Origin of the sequence: Lacticaseibacillus yichunensis, from assembly GCF_003946405.1 — a bacterium.
GTDB lineage: Bacteria > Bacillota > Bacilli > Lactobacillales > Lactobacillaceae > Lacticaseibacillus > Lacticaseibacillus yichunensis.
The window spans coordinates 1-22212 of record NZ_RHOG01000040.1 but is presented as its reverse complement, the minus strand read 5'-3'; the positions used below and the strand labels follow the sequence as shown (position 1 = coordinate 22212).

The window sequence follows — 22212 nt, the reverse complement described above, 5'->3', positions numbered from 1 at the left end:
GATAACAAAAAGCCCCCTCAAAAGAGGAGACCCATAAAAGCTTAAAACATAAAACCAACACCATTTGACAAATTTCCCATTTTATTCGTCTCAGCTTTCTGTTTTCCTAGTCTATCCGCGCTGCTTAATCCAGATGTTGCTCAAAATTCGCGACTGCGCCGATCAGGTTGGCTTCATCTTTGTATTTGCAGATCGCGACTTCCGGACGAACAGTCGCAATCTCGACCTGCTTCATGATCGCATCAAGGGCGGCTTCCACGCCAGGAAGCAGGCGCGGATTACGCGACACGCCACCGCCTAGCAAAAATTGCTCCGGATCATAGCTGTACTGCAGATTGAAGATCGTCACTGCCAGTGCATGGTACATGGTCTCGACTTCCTTGATTGCCTGCGGATCGCCGGCGTCGGCCAGATCAAAGACCTCTTTCCCCGATTTAGTTTCGCCGGTCGCCGCATTGTAACGATTGGCCGCATTCACGGCGGTGCCAAGCCCGCTGACGGTGTTGTCGCCCTGGACCATGAACCCGAACTCGCCACCAAGCAGATGGGCACCATGTTCGATCTTACCATCCGCGATGATCGCACCGCCGACCCCAGTGCCCAGCACCAACACCACCACGCGCTTCTTACCAGCCGCTGCACCGCTGGCAACTTCTGCCAGTGCGGCACAGTTCGCGTCATTTTCAAACGTCACTGGCAGGCCGAAATGCGCAGCCAGCTCCGGTTGAATCGGAAAATTGTGAATGTAAGGCAAGGCACTGGCGCCTTCGATGACCCCGGTCTCCTGATTGACTGCGCCTGGCGTGGACATGGCCACACCGGTGATGGCGTAGGCCTGCTGAAACTTCTTGACCTCGGTCGTCAGATCATCATAAAACCCGGTCAGCGTCTTCGGTGTGGCGATCGCGTGGGCCGCCTTCAGTTCATTGTCGTCCCAGACCGCTAACTTGATCGTCGTACCACCGACATCGATCACTGCTAATGCCATAATTGTTTCCCCCTTAGAATGATTACCTAACCAGTGTACCGCTTTCACGTGGACTTGACGAGGGTCCACAGTGCCGGCCATCGGAATCAAATGCGCTTCAGCATTGACTGCCCTGCACCAAGATGCGGTCTCAGCGAAGCCCGAGTCTGGGAAATTTGCAAAACAAAAGCGCCACCCTCCGAAGAGAGCGACGCCTTCAAGTTATGATCACTTGGCTGCAGTGTATTTTTCAACAAGCGCCTTGTTCTCATCATTTGAGATGGAGTCGTTGAGCGCCTTTTCAGCCATTTCGGCCATGTCGGCAGTCGACAACTTTTTCATCAGACTGCGGACCCGCAAAACGGAGGTCGCAGACATCGAATATTCATCAAGCCCCAGACCCAGCAGCAGTGGCACCATGATCGGGTCGCCCGCCGCTTCGCCACACATGCCGGCCCACTTACCTTCCTTATGCGCGGAATCAATGACATGCTTGATCAAGCGCAAGATGGACGGGTTGTATGGCTGGTAGAGATACGAGACGCGGTCGTTGCCACGGTCGGCAGCCATCGTGTATTGAATCAGGTCATTGGTGCCGATCGAGAAGAAGTCGACGTGCTTGGCGAACTGGTCGGCCAAGACAGCGGCGGCTGGAATCTCGATCATGATCCCGAGTTGAATGCTGTCGGAGACTTTGACTCCGGCCTTGACCAAGTTGTCCTTCTCTTCGAGGAAGACTTTCTTGGCAGCTTCAAACTCCTGAATCGTCGCGATCATGGGGAACATGATCCGCAGATTGCCGTATGCACTTGCACGAAGCAAGGCACGCAGCTGGGTGCGGAAAATATCCTGACGGTCAAGCGAGATCCGGATCGCACGGTATCCAAGGAATGGATTTTGCTCATCCGGCAGTGGCAGGTATGGCAGATGCTTATCCCCACCAATATCCATGGTCCGGACAACGACCGGCTTTGGATTCATCGTTTCGAGAACCTTTTTGTAGGCTTCGAACTGATCATCTTCGGTCGGCAGTTCTGCAGAATCCATGTACAGGAACTCGGTCCGGTAAAGGCCGATTCCCTCAGCCCCGTTGGCGAGAACGCCATCAAGGTCCTTTGGCGTCCCAATATTTGCGGCAACGTCAAAATGTTTGCCATCCGCAGTCACGGATGCCGCCGTCTTGAGTAATTGCCACTCCGCCTTTTGCTTGGCAAATGCGTCTGCATCTGCCTGGGCTTGAGCGATTTGCGCCTCGGATGGGTCGATTGTGACTTCACCGGTCAAACCGTTGACTGTCACCATCTCACCAGCCTTAACGCTGGTGGTAATAGAATCCGTCCCGACGATCGCTGGAATCTCAAGTGAGCGCGCCATGATCGCAGAATGTGCGGTCCGGCCACCGATATCCGTGACGAACGCCTTGACGAAGTTCTTGTCGAGCTGCGCAGTGTCAGAAGGCGTCAGGTCATGTGCGACCAAAATGACTTCTTCGTCGATCAGTGCAGGGTTTGGTAAAACTCGGCCCAGCAGGTGTGCCAAGATGCGTTTCGTGACATCACGAACATCAGCGGCACGCTCTTGCATGTAGGCGTTGTCGGTCATCGCTTCAAAGGTCGCGATGAACATGTCAGACACGGACTTCAAAGCGCCTTCCGCGTTGATCTTGTCATCTTTGATCTTATTTTCGATGGCGCCAGCAAATTCTGGGTCGGCCAAGATCATCATGTGGGCGTCAAAGACTTGCGCCTCTTCTTCCCCTAATGACTTAGCGGCCTTGTCGCGGATGATCTGTAATTCATCGTTGCTTTGCGAAAGCGCCTTGTGCAAACGGTCGATTTCTTTTTCCGGATCCTGGATCGAAGTCTGAGAAAATGACAAATCGGGTTGCACTAAAAGATAAGCCTTCGCGGTTGCGATGCCATCACTAGCGGCGATCCCTTTCAGTGACTTTGTCATTAGTCAGACAAGCCTTCCTTCTTCATGGTGTCTTCGATCGCGGCGATCGCGTCTGCTTCGTCTGCGCCTTCAGCGGAGATGGAAACATCAGCACCCTGGCCGACGCCAAGACTCATCACACCCATGATGGACTTCAGGTTGACGCTCTTGCCCTTGTATTCAAGGTTGATATCGGAGTTGAACTTGCTTGCCGCCTGCACCAAAAGAGTGGCCGGACGTGCATGGATCCCTGTTTCTGCAATGATGTTAAATTCACGTTTTTCCATGACTAATCTGCTCCTTCGCCTAAAAGAATTCATTTGCCGAATAGAATTTTCGATTCTATTTCTTGTAAACCTTACCATTATTTGGCCATCTGGACAAGTGGCTACGCACTATTAATCCGCATTTGACGAGCGAAAATGGTAGTTGATCTTGCCGCCACGCTGGGCGTCTCCGACGATCTCTTTGCGCGCCGGATAATTCGTCCATGCTTGCCGAAAATCGTTGAAGTGTTCCGGGTCGATCTCGAGCACTTCGAGTTTTCCTGCGCGCAGGTCGTCCATCAGCGATGTGTAATCCGGTGCCATTTGCTTGCCCCCTTCCTCTCTACAGGAATACGATAGCATTGTCCAAACAACCAGACAAGCAAACAGTCGTCTTTGGTCAAAACTCCCAGAATATCACGATGGGAGCGGTTGCAGTCTTTTTTAGCACTCGTCGGTCTCGAGTGCTTGATTTTTGCTTTCGCCGGTGTATACTAGGGTCAAGGTCAAAAAAGGTCAGACGACTTTTTGCGACCATTTACGTCTTATTAATGGAAGGTCGTGACATGATGCTGTGTGAGAATTGTCATCAAAACCCAGCCACGATTCATTTATATACAAGTGTTAACGGTCAGCGCAAAGAGATCGATCTTTGCCAGAACTGCTATCAGCAACTGAAAGCACAAGTAGGTGGAAAAATGAGCCCAACAAATGCAACAAATGATCCGTTCGGCTTCAACAGCCTGGACGACATTTTCCGCGCAATGAGCCAGGGCCAAGGTCAAGCCCCACAAGACCAGACCCCGCCGACCCAATCAGGCCGCGGAGGCGGGCCGCGCGACCCACGTGGCCCCCAAGGCAATGATCAAAGTGTCTTAGGCCAATTTGGCGTGGATCTGACCGCTAAGGCGCGGCGCGGCGAGATCGATCCTGTGATTGGCCGCGACAAGGAGATCGCCCGCGTGATCGAGATCTTAAATCGCCGGACCAAGAACAATCCTGTTTTGATTGGCGAAGCAGGTGTCGGGAAGACTGCGGTCGTCGAAGGCTTAGCCCTGAAAATCGCAAATGGCGAAGTCCCTGCCAAATTGCAGGATCGCCGCGTCGTTCAACTCGATGTTGTTTCGCTGGTGCAAGGCACCGGTATTCGTGGGCAGTTTGAGCAGCGGCTCCAGCAGCTGCTCGATGAGTTGAAACAGGATTCCACTGTGATTCTGTTCATCGATGAGATCCATGAGATCGTCGGCGCCGGTGATGCCCGTGGCGGCATGGACGCCGGCAACGTCTTCAAGCCGGCCTTGGCGCGTGGAGAGATGCAGCTGGTGGGCGCAACCACCAACAACGAGTACCGCGAGATTGAAAAAGATTCCGCCCTTGCCCGCCGGCTCCAACCCGTCACCGTGGATGAACCGTCGCAGGAAGAGACCATCGAGATTCTCAAGGGAATTCAGCCGCGCTATGAGGCGTTCCATCACGTCAAGTATTCGCCAGAAGCGATCAACGCAGCCGTTTCGCTGTCCGCACGGTACATTCAGGACCGCTTCTTGCCTGACAAGGCCATCGACTTGCTCGATGAGTCCGGCTCCCGCAAGAATTTGACCATCGATGTCGCCGACCCGCAGACGATCAAGGACAAGATCGCCGATGCCGAAAAGCAAAAACAGGCCGCGCTCAAACAGGAAGACTATGAAAAAGCCGCCTTCTACCGGGATCAAGTGACAAAGCTCGATGCCATGCAGAAAAAGCAGGCCCTTTCCAGCCAAGATGAGACCCCTACCGTCACCGACAAAGACATGGAACAGATCGTCGAAGAAAAGACGCACATTCCTGTCGGCGAATTAAAGCAACAAGAACAGCAACAGTTGCAAAACCTGGCGCCTGATCTTGAAGCCCATGTGATCGGCCAAAATGAGGCGGTCGATAAAGTCGCCCGCGCCATTCGCCGCAACCGCATCGGCTTCAACAAGACCGGCCGTCCAATCGGCTCCTTCCTCTTTGTCGGCCCAACCGGTGTCGGCAAGACCGAACTCGCCAAGCAGCTGGCCAAAGAGCTATTTGGCTCGACCGATTCGATGATTCGCTTCGACATGTCGGAGTACATGGAAAAATTCAGCGTGTCCAAACTCATCGGGTCGCCGCCAGGTTATGTCGGATATGAAGAAGCCGGCCAACTTACCGAACAGGTGCGGCGCAATCCGTACAGCCTGATCTTGTTGGATGAAATTGAAAAGGCGCATCCGGATGTGATGAACATGTTCCTTCAGATCTTGGATGACGGCCGCCTGACCGACAGCCAGGGTCGCACCGTTTCGTTCAAAGACACGATCATCATCATGACGTCAAACGCCGGCTCCACCGATGCAGAGGCCAACGTGGGCTTCGGCGCATCGCTGAACGGCACGACGAAGAGCGTGATGAATCAGCTGGGCAACTACTTCAAGCCAGAATTTCTCAACCGTTTTGATGACATTATCGAATTCAAGACGCTGACCAAGGAGAGCTTGATGCAGATCGTCGGCCTGATGATCGCCGATACCAATAACAACATCAAGAACCAGGGCCTATCGATCAAGGTCACTGAACCCGTCAAGGAAAAACTCGTCGAGCTGGGCTACGATCCCGCCATGGGGGCACGGCCATTGCGCCGGGTCATTCAGGAGCAGATCGAAGACCGCGTCGCCGACTTTTACCTGGATCACCCGACTGCCAAGTCCCTGGAGGCCCGCATCGCAAACGGCGACATTGCCATTTCCGATGCCGCACCGGCCCAGGTCAAAAGCGATCAGGCGAACAAGTGAGCAATGGTTACGAACAGGAGCAAGGCTTAACGGCTTTGCCCCTGTTTTTTTCAAACATCGTGAAGCCACTTTCCAACAGTCAACAAGAACCGTTGAAAAACTGTTTTGCGTGAGGATTTTTTAAGCATTTCGCACATGGCATTTGCGCGGCTGTGCTACAATATGAGTGGAAATAAATACTGGCTTTGTAGCGCGGGTGCTACAAACGTCAAGACTAGCCCACATAGGGGGTGAGCAGATGCGTCTGATCGATGTTACGAACAGTTATCCCAACTTGGTCGCCCAGCAGCTGGCCAATACAGATACCAAATTCATCAAGATCTATTCGCTTGGCAGCACCACCGTCATCTATACCAAAGCACCGACTCACACAGAGCTCTTGTTCACAAGTGAGACGCGCAATATCAAAGATACCGAGATCGCCTTTGCTTTAGAAAAGCTATGCAGCGTCAAATTCAAAGACGTGCAGGTGATCAGAGGCGACCGCCTCGCCGAGGTATCCCTTCCCGCCCGGGTCGAGACCCAGCAAGCGGAGTAGTAAAAAGCCGGCAGCGCCGGCTTTTTTTTCGGTTTTCTGACAAAGGAGTCACCATGAGTGTTATCAGTCGCATCAAGAATTGGCTGACCAAGCGCCGGCCGCCACGTCGTCCTCGGCCCGAACGTCCAGCCACTGTGCCAGCCGCCACCCGACCACAACCAGCCCCGACGCCGGCGTCGCAACCAACCGCCACCGTAAACGCCCCCGTTCAATATGGGCCAGCTGCGCCACTGGTCCATGTGACGCTGAACTATTTTCTCAGCCGCTCAAGCCAGGCCTTGAAAAAAACGGTCACGCTCACCGGCAATACTGGTGCGCCCTTGACCCTGCCGTGGACCGTCCTGCCGGGCTATGTCCTGGTCTCCGTCACGGGGTTCACCGCGACTTTTCCAGCGACAAACACCACGATCACCTATTATTACGAGCCGCGCTTGGCTGGCCCTGTCCTGGTCTATCACCGCACCACGGCTGGGCGCCTGCTCAGCCTACCAGAGATCTTGCGCGGCCCCGTCAACACCCAATTCACCGCCGAGGCGCTACCCGAAATGGCCGATCAGCTGATGGGGCCGGCGCGCCAAAATGGGACGTTCACCACGCATACGCAGACCCTGCATTTCACGTACAATGTGGCCCAGCTGGAAAATGGGCAAGCGCCCGACCAAGCCTACATCACCTTGAACTCTGGCAAGACAGCGTTTTTGGCACCAGAGGACACCGCGACGCATGGTGCCTATCTGCCTGCAGGAACCGCGTGGCGTGTTTACACCATGGTGCGCGAGCCGAATCAAACGGTCTGGCTCAATCTGGGCGGCGAGCTATGGATCACGTCCAGCGACACGACGCCACAGACCGACCTGCCATTTTTACCCGGCCCGATGCAGCTAGCCTTGCCAACGGTTCATTTTGACGGCACGACAATTACTATGAATCAGCAAGCTCGCATTTCCGCAGGCGCAACTGGGGTCACGACATGGGATGCCCCATACGGCCAGCCAATCGCGCGACTGGCAAGTGGCACCGCGGTCCAGATCAGCGCCAAGACCGTCTTGGCCGACCATAGTGAATGGCTGGAGACCGACCACGGCCAAGTCCTTGCCAATTACGTTGAATGGCACAATTGAGTTCAAAAAAGCGCGACCCCTTTTCCTGTCTTGGAAAAAAGGTCGCGCTATTTTGTTGCGGTTTACCCGCGTGTATATTTCGGCGTGATCTGTTCCACCACGCCGGCCAGATCATGATCCATGGCCGCGATGTTCAAGCCATTTTCAGCTTCATCGAGATGGGCATGCCCCAGGTCCGCCAGCTGCTGGAAAAATTTACCGCGAACCGTTTCGTCGATCGGCTCAAGATCCAAGACGATAAAATAATTCGCCATGTCCTGATACCGCATCATCAAAAGCCAGCCGCGCTTGACAGCAGGCTGCTGCGCCAAGGCTGGTTCGATGGCCTCCCAGAACCCTGCCGGCACATCTTGGGCCTCGCTGACTTCGATCGCCATGTCCTCGTCGGTGGCGCTGTGGCGATGGGCCGCCTGTTTCGCCAGGTCCGCCATTGCGTCGCGTTCCAGCGTGATATTGTCACTGAACGGATTGATCACGGCGCCGGCGAGATCCTCGTTTTGCTCGATCATCGTGACCATATCCTTGAATCGCACAGCCAGCCCATGCGCACGCTCAACGTTTGCACCAAGCCCCGCATTGTTCCAAGAATCATACAAATCGTTGACCGCCAGCCAGTCAGTGAAAAATGGCTGGAAGGACTTGCCATCGGTGGTGGTCATGACCGGGAATTGAATCTCGGTGTCTTCATCCACCTGAATGTGGCCCTCCGCATCCGCTTTGATTGGGGCGTCGGACAACGCAATCACGATCAGGCGACTGTTTTCGATGAGCTCTTCCAAGAATTCACTCATCGCGGTGTCGCTTTGTTCCAGCGAGTAGGTCCGCCATTTTGCCAACAGGTCATCATTGGTGATGCCTTCCACATTCGCAGAAATATCAACGCCATCGTGCGCTGCTGGGGTCTGGTGCTTCACATCGTCTTTGCCAAATTCATGCAATGCCATGAGGTGCTCCCTTCTCGACTAAAGCTTAGCCGTCAACCGAACGTCTGGATACTTATCTTGGAACCAGCGCATCGCGTACTGATTTTCAAACAAGAACAGTGGCGCGCCCGCCAAGTCCTTCACCAAAAGATTACGCGAACTGCTCATTTTTTCATCGAGCTGCGTCTCGTCGATCCAGCGCGCGATGCGGCTGCCGATCGGCGTCATCACAACTTCCGAATTATACTCGTTTTGCATCCGGAACTTAAAGACTTCGAACTGCAGCTGCCCGACCGCGCCGAGAATGTAATCATCGGTGCTGTACGTGCGATACAGCTGAATGGCGCCTTCTTGGACCAGCTGCTGCATGCCCTTGTGGAAACTCTTTTGCTTCATCACGTTTTTGGCCGTGACGCGCATGAACAGCTCAGGCGTAAACTGCGGGAGTTTCGCGTATTCCACCGGTTCCTTACCAGCGAAAATACTGTCGCCGATCTGAAAATTGCCCGTGTCATACAGCCCGACAATATCGCCGGCCACGGCACTTTCGACCGTCTCCCGCGAATTGGCCATGAACTCCGTCGAGTTGTTCAACCGCATCACTTTGCCGGTGCGCGTCAGAGTCACATCCATCCCGCGTTCAAACTCACCAGCGCCGATTCGCACAAACGCAATGCGGTCACGGTGATTGGGATTCATGTTGGCCTGAATCTTAAAGACAAAGCCGGAAAAATTTGGATCGACCGGACTGAGCTTGCGGCCATCCTCAAGCACATGCTCGCTTGGCGCTGGGGCCATAGCCACAAAATTCTTGAGGAACGTCTCAACGCCGAAGTTGGTCAGGGCTGAGCCGAAGAACACCGGCGTCTGATCGCCCTGCATCACTTTTTTCAGATCAAACTGGTTGCCGGCATCGTTCAACAGCGCGATGTCATCCAAGGTGTCGCGGTAAATGCTTTCCTGGCTAATTGGTTCGCTTGGATCCAGCTTACCGTCTGCATCCAGCGGCAAAAAGCGCTCACCGGCTTCGTTTTCCCGGTACAACTCGACCTGCTTGGCGCGCCGATCATACAGGCCCAAAAGCCCCTTGCCCATCCCCATCGGCCAGTTCATCGCGTAGCCTTCGATGCCGAGCAATTCCTCCAGCTCGGCGATCAGATCCAGCGGCTCGCGGCCATCGCGATCCAGCTTGTTCATGAAGGTGAAGATCGGAATGCCGCGCTGCTTCACGACTTTGAACAGTTTCTTGGTCTGAGCCTCGATCCCCTTGGCGGAGTCGATGACCATCACAGCAGCGTCCACCGCCATCAAGGTTCGGTAGGTATCTTCGGAAAAATCCTCATGCCCTGGCGTGTCCAAAATATTGATGCGCTTGCCTTGATAATCGAACTGCATCACCGAACTCGTCACGGAAATGCCACGCTGCTGCTCGATTGCCATCCAGTCAGATTTCGCAAAATGGCCTGACTTTTTTGCCTTCACAGTCCCGGCTTCGCGAATGACGCCCCCAAACAGCAAGAGTTGCTCCGTGATCGTCGTTTTCCCGGCATCCGGGTGAGAAATAATGGCAAAGGTGCGGCGCTTGTCTACCGCGGCTTGTAATTCTTGTTTATTCATAAAAGATCCTTTCAAAAGCGGTCGTGACGGACAGCGCTGCGACTTACATCCGAAACCCTTCTTTTCATCAAAAAAGTCCCGGACACTCCGAGACCAAGTCTTGTTCCATTATAAGGAAGAACCGACGCGACTTCAATCGATCATTAGGATTCGCTTGTCGGCTCAGCAGACGCCGGCTTACCGAGGTGCACATGCACATTGATCATCTGTGAGCCGTCCATTTTGCCCGTCGTCAATGTGCTGCCGCCTGACAACGGCAGCGATTCCTGCTGGCGGTTCGTCGGAATTTTGCCTAATTGGGTGATCACATACCCCGCCAGCGTGTCGACATCATCGGCTTCCAGCGTCATGTGAAAATACGCATTGAACTCGCTGATCGGCATCTTGCCGGCCACGAGGTAATCATCGGCGTCGAGCTTGGTGACCATCACAGTGGCCTGGTCGCTTTCATCATCGATATCGCCAACGATCTCCTCGATCAGGTCCTCGATCGTGACGACGCCGACCACGCCGCCGTATTCATCGAGCAAGATTGCCATTTGTTGCTGGCGGATGCGCATCTCAGTTAACAGATCATCCACCGTCAACGTTTCGGGGACAAACAATGGGTCGGTCATCACATCCTCGAGCCGCACCTGGTCAAACCCCACGCGGCGCGCCTCTTTGAGCAGATTTTTGATATGGACGATGCCGATGACATTATCCTTGTCGCCTTGATACACCGGGATTCGCGAGTAAATGTTGTCCAGAATCGCGTCGATCGCTGTCGCGTCAGGCGCATCCGCATCGACCATGAAGGCATCGATTCGCGGCACCATCACCTCGCGTGCCATTTTGCTGGTCAGCGAGATGACACCTTCGAACATTTCGTACTCGTCGTCCTCCAGCGCCCCACTTTGGCGGCCCTGCTCGATCATCGACACCATTTCATCGCGGGTGACCTGATCTTGTTTTTTGGAAAAATCGATCGGGGTCAGCCTCATCAATAGGTTTGTCGACGCCGACAGCAACCACACGAACGGCCGCATCAAAACAGAAAGCCAGCTGATCGGCGTAACCGCCGCCTTGGCGACTTTTTCCTTCATCTGAAGGGCGACCTGTTTGGGGTACAACTCCCCAAACACCAATGAAAGATAGGACAGGATGATCGTCACCAAGAGCACCGCGGCCTCATGCGCCCAGCTCAAGTTGCCGAACAACGGCTCCACATAACCCGCCAATGTCGTGGCCGCGCTGGCCGATGCGAAGAAGCCAGCAAACGTGATGCCAACCTGAATCGTGGCCAAAAAGTTGGTCGAGTTCGCCATGATCGCGGTGAGCTTCCCCGCCTTTTTATGGCCGGCCTTGGCCTGCGCCGCCATTTTGTCTTTCGACAACGACACCACCGCGATCTCCGCTGCCGCAAAGCAGGCGTTGATCAACGTCAACACCACGATCAAGATCAGCTGGGGCCATATCGCACCACTGGCGCCTTCTGCCATCACCATCCACACCTTTCAAAATTGGGGTTCCCCCCATTTTGTCATTACCTTTTATTGCCCGGCCATCCCGCGAGCCTACGACCCCTTTTTAGTTGGGCTTCGGCCCGCATGTCCGGGACATCTAGGTACGCCCGTCACTCGGGGCGAAGTGCGCCCCAAGCGCCAGGCTAGCCTAGCTGCTCAGACCTAAACACTCGGCTACGCACCCTTATATTTGTCCAGTATACCACGCTGCTTCACGCTTTTGGCTTTGACTTCGGTAGGGTGCCGGTCAAGGCCGCCGTGCGCTTTTGTTCCTGGTGAAAATGGTAAAGCTCAAGCGCATAGGTCACGACTGTTTTGATCACGGCATAGGCAGGCACCACTAAGATTGTTCCAAGCAAGCCCCATAAGTTGCCTGCCACCAGCAACAAGATGATGATCGTCATCGGATGGATGTCCAGCGACCGCCCGATCACGTTTGGATAGATCACGTTGCCGTCGACCTGCTGCACGATGATCACCACGACAATCGTCAACGCGACCTCCGTCCAGCTGCGGGTCACAGCCACCAACAGCGCCGGCGCAATGCCAATATACGGGCCAATATACGGAATCAACGTCACGATGCCGGCAAAAAATCCCAGCAAAAACGCGTATGGCATCCCGATGATCAGATACCCGATAAATGTGAATGTCCCAACGAACAAACACTCAATGGCCTGACCCGCGATGTAATGCGATAGCGTGGCATTCATCCGGTGAAAAACGCCGGCGATCTCATCCCCGTAGCGCGCTGGCAACAATTTTTGCACCGCGGGGACGAACCGGTCGCCATCCTTCAGCATGTAAAACAAGAGTACCGGAATCGTGATCAACGTGATCACCACACCAACAACGGAGCCGACCACACTGGGCAGGCCGCTGGAAAAATTGCCGAGCAAGCTGGTCAGGATCTTCGCCGGATCAACTTTGATGTTGGCGACCATGCTGGCGATGCCGAATTGCTGATACCATTTATAATGAGACAGCTGGGTCAACTCTTTACGAACCATTTTCACAAAATCCGGCAGGCCCGCGACCAGCTGCGTGATCTGGGTGATCAGATTGGGAATGATGGCCGCGATTGTGAAGACCGCCAGTGCCACCACCACCGCGAAAACAAGGAGGATGCCCCAGCCTCGGCGAATGTGCAGTTTTTCCAGCAAGGTGATCAACGGATTGAACAGATAGTACATGAAGCCCGCGGTCAAAAGCGGCACCATCAGCGTTGAAAAAAACGTCGCAATCGGTGCGAACAAAAACGACAGATTCGTGAGCCCAATCACCAAGAAGACCAGAATAAGGGCTTCAAGTGACCAAAAGAGCAGTTTTGATCGGCGCAATTTTTCAAACATAACGCGTCCTCCTTGGCGGGTGAGAGTCGGCTGCCTGTCCCGATCGACAGCCATTATTAGCCGTGGTCCCGCCATGTCAACTCAGTGCTATAATAACAGAAATAAGACCGAAACGTGAAAGCTGTGACCACTATGACCATTGAAGTGACAAAAGATCTAACCAGTACCACCTACCAAGACGCCCTTGCGATTCGTACCACCGTCTTTGTCGAGGAACAAAACGTCCCGGCCGACCTTGAAGTTGATAGCGAGGAAGCCCGCGCCGTCTACTTTGTGGCGTATGACCAAGGGCTCGCCTTGGGCACCGCACGCTTGCTCAAAGAAGACTATGGCTATCACGTGCAGCGCGTGGCGGTGCTCAAAGCCTATCGCCATCATGGAATCGGCGCACAATTACTTGGCGCGATCATCGACTATGCCCAGGCTCATGACGCGGCTGAATTGCGGCTCGGCGCCCAGCTGACCGCCGTCGGTTTTTACAAGGCGCTGGGGTTTCAGCTGACGGAAACACCTGAGTTCTTGGATGCTGGCATTCGGCACCGCGAAATGGCGATGAATCTGACCGATTGATCGCGGCGCCAGCACCCCAGCGTTTCCGTTTGAGCGCCTGCCTCGCTGGCCGCGAACATGCTATAATGAACGCAATACAATTAGGAGGTGCGCCATGGGCAATGGCAAGGCCACATTGATCTTCACTTTTTTCTTTGGCATTCCCTATCTGTGCGCGCAGCTGATGATCGGCATCGCCTACAATGCATTGGTGCTGCATGCCGACAGCATCTGGCGGACAGCGGTCGGCGCGATCGTCGGCGCGACCATCATCTATTTTGCCAAGATTCCGCTGGAGCGCCCGTTGCGCATCCTCGGCAAATACACGACCATTCAATTCATCCACTTGGCGGTGCGCTTTTTCATGTTGCAGGAAGCCAAGCTGTGGAAGATCATCTTGAATTACCTGCTGGATCTCACAGTGGCCTTTGCCGCTATCGACCTGGTCCGCGTCCTTTTCCCGACGCCTGAAGCACATGCCTTCATCATCGGCACCCCGTTTGGCTGGGTGCTGGCCGTGATGGTCGTTTCGCTGTGCATCGGCGCCTACATGGATCTTGATGCCATGTCACTCGTGCCGACGATGAAAAAAATGCGGAACCTCTAGGCGCTGACCTGAGCGCCCCTGTCGTGATGTAAATTTTAGAGACTTATTTGTACGGATTGGGATTACAGTGAATTCGTCTACTTTGCAGAAGATTGGTAGTCCTGATCGGCTCTGGTAAGATTGGGGTGGCCAGACTAACGGCGGTCATGATGGACTACATTCTCTTGTGACGGGGAATCAACGTCATCGCCAATCAACGAGTGGCGATTGGCAGATCTGCGCAACCAACAGTCAGCAGTTGTTTTTCGCAATGCCGACTGCCATCTCAATCGTGGTGATCTACTTTTCCCGACCAGTACTGATGATTCAAAAGCGCTGATTGACGCGAAGCTCGCCCAAAAGCGCAGGGAGGAATGAGCCGATGGAGATCAGATCAATGACTGAGGCTGATGTGCCCGAACTAGCCCGCATCTACTTAACAAGCCGTCAAGCGACGTTTACATGGATGGCGCAGGCAGACTTCAAGCGCACCGATTTCCAACACGATACCATCGACGAGGAAGTGCTAGTTGCGACAATCGACCACTGCATCCTTGGGTTCGTCAGCACTTACCAACCCGACAACTTCATTCATCTACTATTCGTTGACCCGCAATTCTTTGGTCGTGGAATCGGCACGGAACTACTAACGGCAGCACTGGCCCATACAGGACGTCCAGCCCGTCTCAAGTGTCTCAGCGCCAATTACCATGCACGCGAATTTTACCGGCGCAATGGGTGGTTGACGGAAAGTGAAAACACCACACCGCCCGCTTATTTAAATTTGGTTTACGGAGTTTGATTTAAAAATTTCTGAATCAGGCTCCAGACCACACGGTGGAAGCACCTATTTGTCCCAGTCACTTGGGCGATGAGCGACTCCGAGCGCCTAGGCATGTTATCCGTTTCACTATCCCACGGAGCTGGACACCCAGAATACAAAAATCTCGCGCTGCAAAATGCAGATCGCGAGATTTTTTGTCTAATCCCATTCATCGTAGCCCTTCAGCTGATCCATTGAAATGAAGAGCAGGTGCTTGACCGCGGTGATCTTGCCCTCTGTCAGCTGATAACTTTCAAGGTAGTACGGATTGTCCGTTTGGCCGATATGCTCAGGCAGCGGGAACCCGGCTTTTTCGAGACGCTCGAGGCCGCGGCTGAACATCGTCTCGACGGGAAAATTAGCCAGCACACTGTCCGCTTTTTCGCTGACCTCCCCAACCGTGGCGGCTGGCAGTTGCACTGCTTCAAGGCCGGCTGGGGCCGCGGTGCCTGCCGGAAGCAAGCTGCCGATCCAGTACTGAAACGCGCCATACGGGGAAAACATCAACAGCGCCGTCCGGTTCGGTTGGTCGGTCAGTGCATCCAGTGCCGCGAAGTGGCCAGCCGCTTCGAACTCTTGCCAAGCTTGGTCGAACGTGCCGAGTTGATCCATCGATTCTGTCATGTATACCTTGCCAGCAAAAACAGTTGCTGGCCGGTCGATCAAAGATGTCATATTGTGTCCTTCCTAATGAAAAAAGCTCGAGCCTGCGCCCGAGCAAGAGCTACACCCGATGGGATAACTGCAGATAACGGTTGTACCACAAGTCGATATAGGCCTGGGAAAATGGTCCCTTGCCGTGATTGATCCAATCGACTAACACCCGCACATTGGCCTTGAGAATCTGGTCTGTGGTGGCCGGATATTGCCATTTGCGGCGGTGCGCCTCATATTCATCGACATCCAGCAGGCGTTTTTCACCGTCTGGAAAGACCTTGACGTCCAGGTCGTAATCGATGTATTTCAGCGCCTCTTGGTCCATCGTGTAAGGCGTGGCGAGATTGCAGTAGTACGACACGCCCGCCTCGCGAATCATCGCGATCACGTTGAACCAGTAATGTTTATGGAAGTAAACGATCGCAGGCTCCCGAGTCAGCCAGCGCCGGCCGTCCGACTCGGTGACAAGGGTGTGATCGTTGCAACCGATCAATGCGTCTTCGCTGGTCTTAAGGACCATCGTATCCCGCCATGTGCGGTGCAGGCTCCCATCGTGCTTGTAACTTTGAATGGCGACGTAATCGCCCTCTTTGGGGATCTGCATAGGTAACCAGCTTTCTGATTGATCTGAGTTCACATCGATTATACCAGAAAGCAGGCCACTTCGGAAGATGACGGCAACGGGCGTATGCGTCATAGCTTACCATGCACGTCTCGAGCGTATACTTGATTTGAAATAGCGCCAATCAAGTGTCGTGATGCAGTAGGTCCAAAATCGTATAGTCTCCGACACAACTCAACTGCCCTTACTCCAGTTCCTCGCCGTTTTCCAGTTTGGCCAGCGCCTCGTTGATGGCGTCGCCTGTGAACCCTTTGCGAAAGAGTGCTTGTTTGACGCGTTCCGTGCGATCACGGCCGGTGTAGCGCTGTTTGAGTCGCCATTGTTTGGTCGCTTCACGGGCCAGCAGATCCGCTTCGTGGTCGTCGTCCTTGGCCAGATCCAGGGAAGCCAGTGCGGCCGCTGCCTGTTCCTGCGTGAAGCCTTTTTGTGTCAAAGCGAGTTTAATGCGTCCGGTCTGCTCGCGAAAGGCGCGGCGCTGATTTTGCCTGGCCGCTTTGGTGGCGGCGCGCATCAACGCGCCGTGCCAGTCAGCCGGCGCCACATCGGCCAAGGCATCTTCGATGACCTCCGGCGCCACCCCTTTTTCGCGCAGGGCGCGGGTGACGGAATGACTGCCCTTGTCGCCGATCAACAGGGCGTCGTGCAAAAACGCCTGGGCGTATTGGGCGTCGTCTAAGTAATTCAGATCTGTCAGGCGCACGACGACATGGCTGATGACGTCCTCGGGCATCTGCTGGTCGCGCAGGTGGGTCCGCAGCTCTTTGACGGTGCGGGCCTGGCGGTTGAGATAATCCAGCGCCATCGTGTTGGCCATCGCCTCCACCTCACCGGCCTTGATCTCACTTTCAAGAGCGGCATCGACGACCAACCCCTTGGCCAGGCGAAATTTGATCAGAGTGGTTTCGCTGACGGGGAACGCATATTTACCATCGAGAAAAATATTGTAGCGCCCTTTGCGCTTCTGGGCGCTGATCTGAGTGATCTCTGCCATTGCAGTCCCTCCATCTTTGTTCTGACTCTATCTATGATATACTGAAAGCGATAATAACGGGAGGTCAAGCCCATGTTCGAGTCCTATTTTTTTGATAAGCGGGCCATGATCAATTATCGTGTGTTCCGCGTGATGAAGGCGCTGGAAGACACCAATTTCACGGTCAATCGGCTCAGCGCAGAGACCCAGCTCAGCTATTCGCAAGCTTACAATGCTTACCAGGACATCCTCAACGGCCTTGCGCGACTGTCAGGCCAACCCGCTGACGCGACGGCCGAGTTCAGCACGCTCAGCGCCGGCGTGACGGTTGACCGCTACCGGTTTCAGCTGCTTCAGGACAGCATGGCCTTTCAGTTCTATGATTACGCTTTTCGCACGCAAACGCCGAATGTCCACGACTTCTGCAAGAATCGCGACTATAGTATCTCCACGTTGCGCCGGCGCATCGATCCCTTCAAGACTTATCTTCAGTCGCTCGGGCTGTCGCTCAATGCCAGCACCTGGGCCCTTGAAGGCGACGAGTTGCAGATCAGATTGGCGATGCTGACGTTTTTCCAGTTGGCGTACCGCGGGGCAGGCTGGCCCTTTGCCAGTCAAAATCTGCAGGTGGTCCAAGGCCTGTATCAGAGTATCAGTGAAGACGCCAGCCAGCAATGGTTCCCCGCGCCGCGGACCGCGACTAAACAGATTCTGTTGACGCTGGCGATCTGCTGGATGCGGATACAGTTTGGGCATGTGCTGCCGCCCAAGGCAAAATTGACAAAATTGTTTGCGGACAAAGACGCTCGGCCGCTGCCAATGGTTTTCACCAGCGAGCGTTTTCCTGAACTCAATGCGGTGGCCTTGACCACAGAATGTGCCGCCTATTATTTTTTGCGGTTACACTTCCTCACCATTGAAGATACGCCAGACGCGCTGGACAACTGGATGATCGACCAGTTTGATGAAAAAACGGATCCAGTCGGGGCCTTTGCGGCTGGCTTGATCAACACACTGCAAACCCATGAGCTTGCGTTTCGCCCTGATGCGCCGACGCGTGATCACACAGTGCTACGCGCCAACTTACTGCGCTGCGCGTTCACGTTTTTAGTTCTGCAAGGCGGCTTCAGCAAACGGCTCGATTTTTATCCGGAACAGATGACTGGCAACGCCCGCGGTCAATTGCGCACGCTTGTCGATCAATACTTCACGATGTTGCGGTTAGATGAACCAGCTGGTGTGTTCATTACCTATCAAGCGGACATGGTGAGTCTGCTGTGTGATATCGTTGCGGCTGATTTTCCTGGTCTGAATGCGGACCACCAGCTGACGGTCACGGTCCTGATCGAGCCTGGAACCTTTGCGACACGGGACTTGATGAGTTTCTTGGAGCGAATCCATTTTGTCACCATCAAGCTGCCTGACGCCGCACAGCCGCCCGATGTGGTGATCACGACGCTCACGTCCGATATTGTGGTGAAGCATTTTTACACCCCTGCCCGCCTGAAAAATACGCAGGTGATCGGCTGGCACAACGAGGCTGGCGACAACGACTTCTTCTCGCTCTACAGTGCCCTGTGTGACGCGCATGACCAGCGGCTCAAACTATTATCAGAATAAGGCAAAACGGCGGCAGACTGCGATGGTCTGCCGCCGTTTTGTTGGTCGTCCGCTTGCGGCCCCGTTACTGATGATGCAGTGGCACCGCGCGATAGCCGATGAAATAATTCACCGCTTCATAGCCGATCAGCGCAAAAACAATGCCCATTGCGATCTCATTGGATGGCAACTTGACCACCCACAGGCCGAGCACCAAGAGCAAAAGCGCTGTGAAGTAGATCATTTGAAGCTGACGGTTAGCACGAATCGCAAAGCTGCCGTTCACATCCTGAAACGGAATTGCCTGCCGCCGGTTCAATTTGCCAACGCGAAATGAAACCGTGTCGCCATGCTTGACTGGTAGCTCAAGCGTCTCGCCGGAGCGCAGTGAATGGACCTCATTGTTGTGCCAGATGGTCGTGGTCATGCGACTGCCACTGAGGGCATCATAAGTGATCTTCATAATCGATTGGGACTCCCTTTTTTGCGTTCAAGCCAGGCGACGGAAAATACCGCATCGCCACTGGCCAGTGCCGGGTCGCAAATGGTGTGGCCTGGCAGATCCTATTCTACTTATTATACCGGCTGGGGGCGAACAACGGTATAATAGACGCCAGTTAGTTTTGTTTTTCGAAAGGAGTCCGTTATGCCTACTTCTCCAGAACCCATTGCGCTTGGTCAGCGCTTCCCCCTGACGATCAAACGCCTCGATATCAACGGCCGCGGCATTGGTTATTTTCGCCGGAAGATCACCTTCGTCACCGGCGCACTGCCACAAGAAATTGTGATCGCCGAAGTCACCGCCGTTCATGACCGCTACCTGGAAGCCAAGGTCCACCGCATCAAGCAGCCGTCCTCGGACCGTGTGCCACCGCTGGATCCCCGCGCCGATACGGTGGGCGGCCTGGAACTCGCCCACCTCGCCTACCCCGCCCAGCTCGCGTTCAAGCGGGATGTCGTGGCGCAGTCTTTGGCAAAATACAAACCAGCCGGCTGGCAGCATTATCGCCTCGACGCAACGATTGGGATGACCGATCCATTGCATTACCGTAATAAGGCGCAATTCCCCGTTCGCATGATCGATGGGCATGTGCAAGCCGGTCTGTACAAGCCAAACTCACATGAACTGGTGCCGTTGACCGATTTTCCCACCCAACGTCCGCTCACAATGCGCGTGATCACGACACTTTGCGGCCTTCTAGAACGACTCAACGTCCCGATCTACGACGAAAAAACCAATAGCGGCATCGTCAAGACGCTTGTGGTGCGCGAATCTTTTGCGACGGGCGAGGTCCAAGTGACCTTTGTGACAAACAGTGCAAAGCTCCCTCACAAAAGCGGTCTGTTGGCGGGCATTGCTGAGCAATTGCCGATGGTCAAGACCGTGATGCAAAATATCAACCCTGGACGCACAAGTCTGATCTGGGGCGCTGAAAGCCAACTGCTGGCCGGTCAACCCTACATCACGGAGCGCCTACTCGGCAAAGAATTTCAGGTCTCACCGCAAGCTTTTTTGCAGCTGAACCCCACGCAGACGGAGATCTTGTACCAAACCGCGCTTGAGGCACTGGCACTGCAGCCCGGCGATACTTTGTGCGATGCGTATGCCGGCATCGGGACCCTAGGCATCACGCTTGCCGACCAGGCAAAATTGGTCCGCGGCATGGACATCACGCCCGAAGCCGTGGCTGATGCCAACGCCAATGCGAAGCTGAATGGCGTCACCAACGCGCATTATGAAGTGGGCAAAGCGGAAGAACTATTACCTAAATGGCTACAGAAGGGCTTTGCACCTGACGCCATGATCGTCGACCCGCCGCGGACTGGCCTGGACAAAGCCTTTTTGCAGGCCTTGCACGAGGCGCGCCCGAAACGCTTTGTCGATATCTCATGCAACCCGTCGACCTTGGCCCGCGACCTCGTCGTGTTGGCCCGTGATTGGCGCGTGGACTGGATCCGCTCCGTCGACATGTTCCCGTACACTGCTCGCTGTGAAGCCGTCACCGCTTTTTCCCGCCGCTGAAAGGAGTTTGCGCCCATGAAGATCTATTTTGCCAATGGCCTATTTTCCCAGGCCGATTTTGAATTCAACGCCCGCTTTGTCCAGGCGCTGCGCACCGCGCTACCGGAGCTGGATATCTACCTCCCACAAGAGAACGCGGCGATCAATGATAAAAATGCGTACGCGGATGCCCGCATGATCGCCCAAGCCGACACGGACCAGGTGCTGGCCGCTGACCTCATGATCGCGGTGCTTGATGGGCCGGTGATCGACGCCGGTGTGGCAAGTGAGATCGGCGTCGCATATGCCCAGCACATCCCAATTCTCGGTCTGTACACCGACTCACGGCAACAAGGCGCCGCCAATCAACAGAAGCTCGCGGCCCTGCAGACGATCGCCGAGAACCAGTTCCACTACATGAACCTCTACACCGTCGGCTTGGTCAAGCTGAACGGCGCCATCTACAACAACCAAGCCGCACTCGTCGCTGATCTGAAAAATCGGCTGGCGACTGCCTGAGCCTTCCCGCGCTGCCTGTCAGCGGGTTTTTATTTACGACTGATTTGATCTAGAATGCGCCGCAAAGGTGTGGCCGATTCGAATATTTTTCGGAATATCTTTCACCTTGATGGATATTTGTTCGTCTCCGGGAATGCATTCTCAGACCCGATTTTGACATTTTTTCGTCAAAACGTGATTGCCAACAAAAAATTTTGGCTGATTCAAGAATGTTGTCCCGTCAGCGTTTTCAAGCTGTCGAAAAAACATTTTTGAAATCTCGATCACATTTTTCGGCGCCCACTCGCTTACTATTATGTAAGGGGAAGGAAGGTGGCTCCTTACCGACGTCCGGATGAGCATGCCCCAAGTGGAGACTGTCGCATGCATATTCATTCGACTCCATGGGCGGTCGGGGGAAACAACACACCAACAGAGCACCTGAATGTACAGCAGGCGTTCAGCACCACCCGCACCACGGGAGTCCGGACTCCCACTAGTCTTTCATCCAATGTCGTGCAGCCCACCTTCGTTTGCAGGAGCTGAATGCGGCCCATCTTGAGAACGACACCCAAATCTTCGGAGGCGGGAAGGTCACCGAAATTCTAAGCCTATATGTCACCCAACTTGCACCAGCGATCGATATGGCGGCGACGTAAGATCCACCCAAGATGAAAGACGAGCGACTTGCACAAGCAGGTCGTTACCGATGCTCTGTCCCCGGCGGCAACGCCATGTCACGCTCTTTGAAAGTTGAATAAGCATCACCGGCATCCACACAAGTGTCGTGCAGCCCACCTTCGTTTACAGGAGCTGAATGCGGCCCATCTTGAGAACGACGCCTTCTTCTTCGGAAGCGGGAAGGTCACCGAAATTCTAAGCCT

Annotated in this window: 21 protein-coding genes; 9 read left to right on the top strand and 12 right to left on the bottom strand. The window is 54.5% G+C overall.

The features are described 5' to 3' along the window. Nucleotides 1-124 precede the first annotated feature (124 nt). The 4 genes from EKM95_RS10360 to EKM95_RS10345 all read right to left on the bottom strand — a co-directional run bounded on the left by EKM95_RS10360 (nucleotide 125) and on the right by EKM95_RS10345 (nucleotide 3492). Nucleotides 125-988 (bottom strand): ROK family protein, encoded by an 864-nt coding sequence (locus EKM95_RS10360; RefSeq protein WP_125698187.1) that lies wholly within the window; start codon nucleotides 986-988, stop codon nucleotides 125-127. Nucleotides 989-1195: 207 nt separating this feature from the next. Beyond that, a complete protein-coding gene (gene ptsP, locus EKM95_RS10355) occupies nucleotides 1196-2923 on the bottom strand; it encodes a phosphoenolpyruvate--protein phosphotransferase (protein ID WP_125698185.1) in 1728 nt (575 codons plus the stop codon). Then, nucleotides 2923-3189, bottom strand: a complete 267-nt coding sequence (locus EKM95_RS10350) for a phosphocarrier protein HPr (RefSeq protein ID WP_125698183.1) — start codon at nucleotides 3187-3189, stop codon at nucleotides 2923-2925. The genes ptsP and EKM95_RS10350 overlap by 1 nt, the downstream gene beginning before the upstream one ends. A gap of 111 nt (nucleotides 3190-3300) precedes the next feature. Then, nucleotides 3301-3492, bottom strand: a complete 192-nt coding sequence (locus tag EKM95_RS10345; RefSeq protein WP_125698181.1) for a hypothetical protein — start codon at nucleotides 3490-3492, stop codon at nucleotides 3301-3303. A 245-nt stretch (nucleotides 3493-3737) separates the two neighbouring features. Between EKM95_RS10345 and EKM95_RS10340 the strand changes: the two genes are divergently transcribed. The 3 genes from EKM95_RS10340 (at nucleotide 3738) to EKM95_RS10330 (ending at nucleotide 7625) form a co-directional block, all read left to right on the top strand. Then, complete coding sequence (locus EKM95_RS10340; protein WP_164510179.1) at nucleotides 3738-5966, top strand: ATP-dependent Clp protease ATP-binding subunit; 2229 nt, start codon at nucleotides 3738-3740, stop codon at nucleotides 5964-5966. 238 nt (nucleotides 5967-6204) lie between these two features. Next, entirely contained in the window at nucleotides 6205-6504 is a 300-nt protein-coding gene (locus tag EKM95_RS10335; protein ID WP_125698177.1) for a DUF1827 family protein, read from the top strand. 53 nt (nucleotides 6505-6557) lie between these two features. After that, on the top strand, nucleotides 6558-7625 hold the full coding sequence (locus EKM95_RS10330) for a MucBP domain-containing protein (RefSeq protein ID WP_164510178.1): 1068 nt from the start codon (nucleotides 6558-6560) through the stop codon (nucleotides 7623-7625). Nucleotides 7626-7687: 62 nt separating this feature from the next. Here the strand turns inward: EKM95_RS10330 and EKM95_RS10325 are convergent, their stop codons facing one another. From EKM95_RS10325 to EKM95_RS10310, 4 genes are all read right to left on the bottom strand, one after another. Continuing rightward, nucleotides 7688-8569 (bottom strand): enhanced serine sensitivity protein SseB C-terminal domain-containing protein, encoded by an 882-nt coding sequence (locus EKM95_RS10325; protein ID WP_125698173.1) that lies wholly within the window; start codon nucleotides 8567-8569, stop codon nucleotides 7688-7690. 18 nt (nucleotides 8570-8587) lie between these two features. Beyond that, nucleotides 8588-10165 carry a peptide chain release factor 3 gene (locus EKM95_RS10320; protein WP_125698171.1) on the bottom strand — a complete coding sequence of 526 codons (1578 nt, stop codon included), beginning with the start codon at nucleotides 10163-10165 and terminating at the stop codon, nucleotides 8588-8590. Between the two features lie 143 nt (nucleotides 10166-10308). Further along, nucleotides 10309-11646 (bottom strand): hemolysin family protein, encoded by a 1338-nt coding sequence (locus tag EKM95_RS10315; RefSeq protein ID WP_125698169.1) that lies wholly within the window; start codon nucleotides 11644-11646, stop codon nucleotides 10309-10311. Between the two features lie 236 nt (nucleotides 11647-11882). Beyond that, nucleotides 11883-13022: an AI-2E family transporter gene (locus EKM95_RS10310; RefSeq protein ID WP_125698167.1), complete on the bottom strand. Its 1140-nt coding sequence runs from the start codon at nucleotides 13020-13022 to the stop codon at nucleotides 11883-11885. 132 nt (nucleotides 13023-13154) lie between these two features. Here EKM95_RS10310 and EKM95_RS10305 point away from each other — a divergent pair, with 132 nt between their 5' ends. The 3 genes from EKM95_RS10305 to EKM95_RS10295 all read left to right on the top strand — a co-directional run bounded on the left by EKM95_RS10305 (nucleotide 13155) and on the right by EKM95_RS10295 (nucleotide 14959). Then, a complete protein-coding gene (locus EKM95_RS10305; protein WP_125698165.1) occupies nucleotides 13155-13592 on the top strand; it encodes a GNAT family N-acetyltransferase in 438 nt (145 codons plus the stop codon). 94 nt (nucleotides 13593-13686) lie between these two features. After that, nucleotides 13687-14178, top strand: a complete 492-nt coding sequence (locus tag EKM95_RS10300; protein WP_125698163.1) for a hypothetical protein — start codon at nucleotides 13687-13689, stop codon at nucleotides 14176-14178. A gap of 376 nt (nucleotides 14179-14554) precedes the next feature. Further along, on the top strand, nucleotides 14555-14959 hold the full coding sequence (locus EKM95_RS10295) for a GNAT family N-acetyltransferase (RefSeq protein ID WP_164510177.1): 405 nt from the start codon (nucleotides 14555-14557) through the stop codon (nucleotides 14957-14959). A 180-nt stretch (nucleotides 14960-15139) separates the two neighbouring features. Here EKM95_RS10295 and EKM95_RS10290 read toward each other — a convergent pair whose 3' ends face one another. From EKM95_RS10290 to recX, 3 genes are all read right to left on the bottom strand, one after another. Further along, nucleotides 15140-15655, bottom strand: a complete 516-nt coding sequence (locus EKM95_RS10290) for a hypothetical protein (RefSeq protein ID WP_125698158.1) — start codon at nucleotides 15653-15655, stop codon at nucleotides 15140-15142. 49 nt (nucleotides 15656-15704) lie between these two features. Then, nucleotides 15705-16241, bottom strand: coding sequence for a nucleoside tri-diphosphate phosphatase (ntdP, locus tag EKM95_RS10285; RefSeq protein WP_125698156.1), 537 nt, complete (start codon nucleotides 16239-16241; stop codon nucleotides 15705-15707). Nucleotides 16242-16443: 202 nt separating this feature from the next. Continuing rightward, nucleotides 16444-17250 (bottom strand): recombination regulator RecX, encoded by an 807-nt coding sequence (gene recX / locus EKM95_RS10280; RefSeq protein ID WP_125698154.1) that lies wholly within the window; start codon nucleotides 17248-17250, stop codon nucleotides 16444-16446. Nucleotides 17251-17322: 72 nt separating this feature from the next. Here recX and EKM95_RS10275 point away from each other — a divergent pair, with 72 nt between their 5' ends. After that, a complete protein-coding gene (locus tag EKM95_RS10275; protein WP_125698152.1) occupies nucleotides 17323-18849 on the top strand; it encodes a helix-turn-helix domain-containing protein in 1527 nt (508 codons plus the stop codon). A gap of 64 nt (nucleotides 18850-18913) precedes the next feature. Here the strand turns inward: EKM95_RS10275 and EKM95_RS10270 are convergent, their stop codons facing one another. After that, nucleotides 18914-19291 carry a hypothetical protein gene (locus EKM95_RS10270; RefSeq protein ID WP_125698150.1) on the bottom strand — a complete coding sequence of 126 codons (378 nt, stop codon included), beginning with the start codon at nucleotides 19289-19291 and terminating at the stop codon, nucleotides 18914-18916. A gap of 183 nt (nucleotides 19292-19474) precedes the next feature. Between EKM95_RS10270 and rlmD the strand changes: the two genes are divergently transcribed. Then, the gene (gene rlmD / locus EKM95_RS10265; protein ID WP_125698148.1) at nucleotides 19475-20851 is read left to right on the top strand and encodes a 23S rRNA (uracil(1939)-C(5))-methyltransferase RlmD; all 1377 of its coding nucleotides are present in this window, start codon (nucleotides 19475-19477) and stop codon (nucleotides 20849-20851) included. Nucleotides 20852-20866: 15 nt separating this feature from the next. Further along, nucleotides 20867-21349, top strand: coding sequence for a nucleoside 2-deoxyribosyltransferase (locus EKM95_RS10260; protein ID WP_125698146.1), 483 nt, complete (start codon nucleotides 20867-20869; stop codon nucleotides 21347-21349). Nucleotides 21350-22212 lie beyond the last annotated feature (863 nt).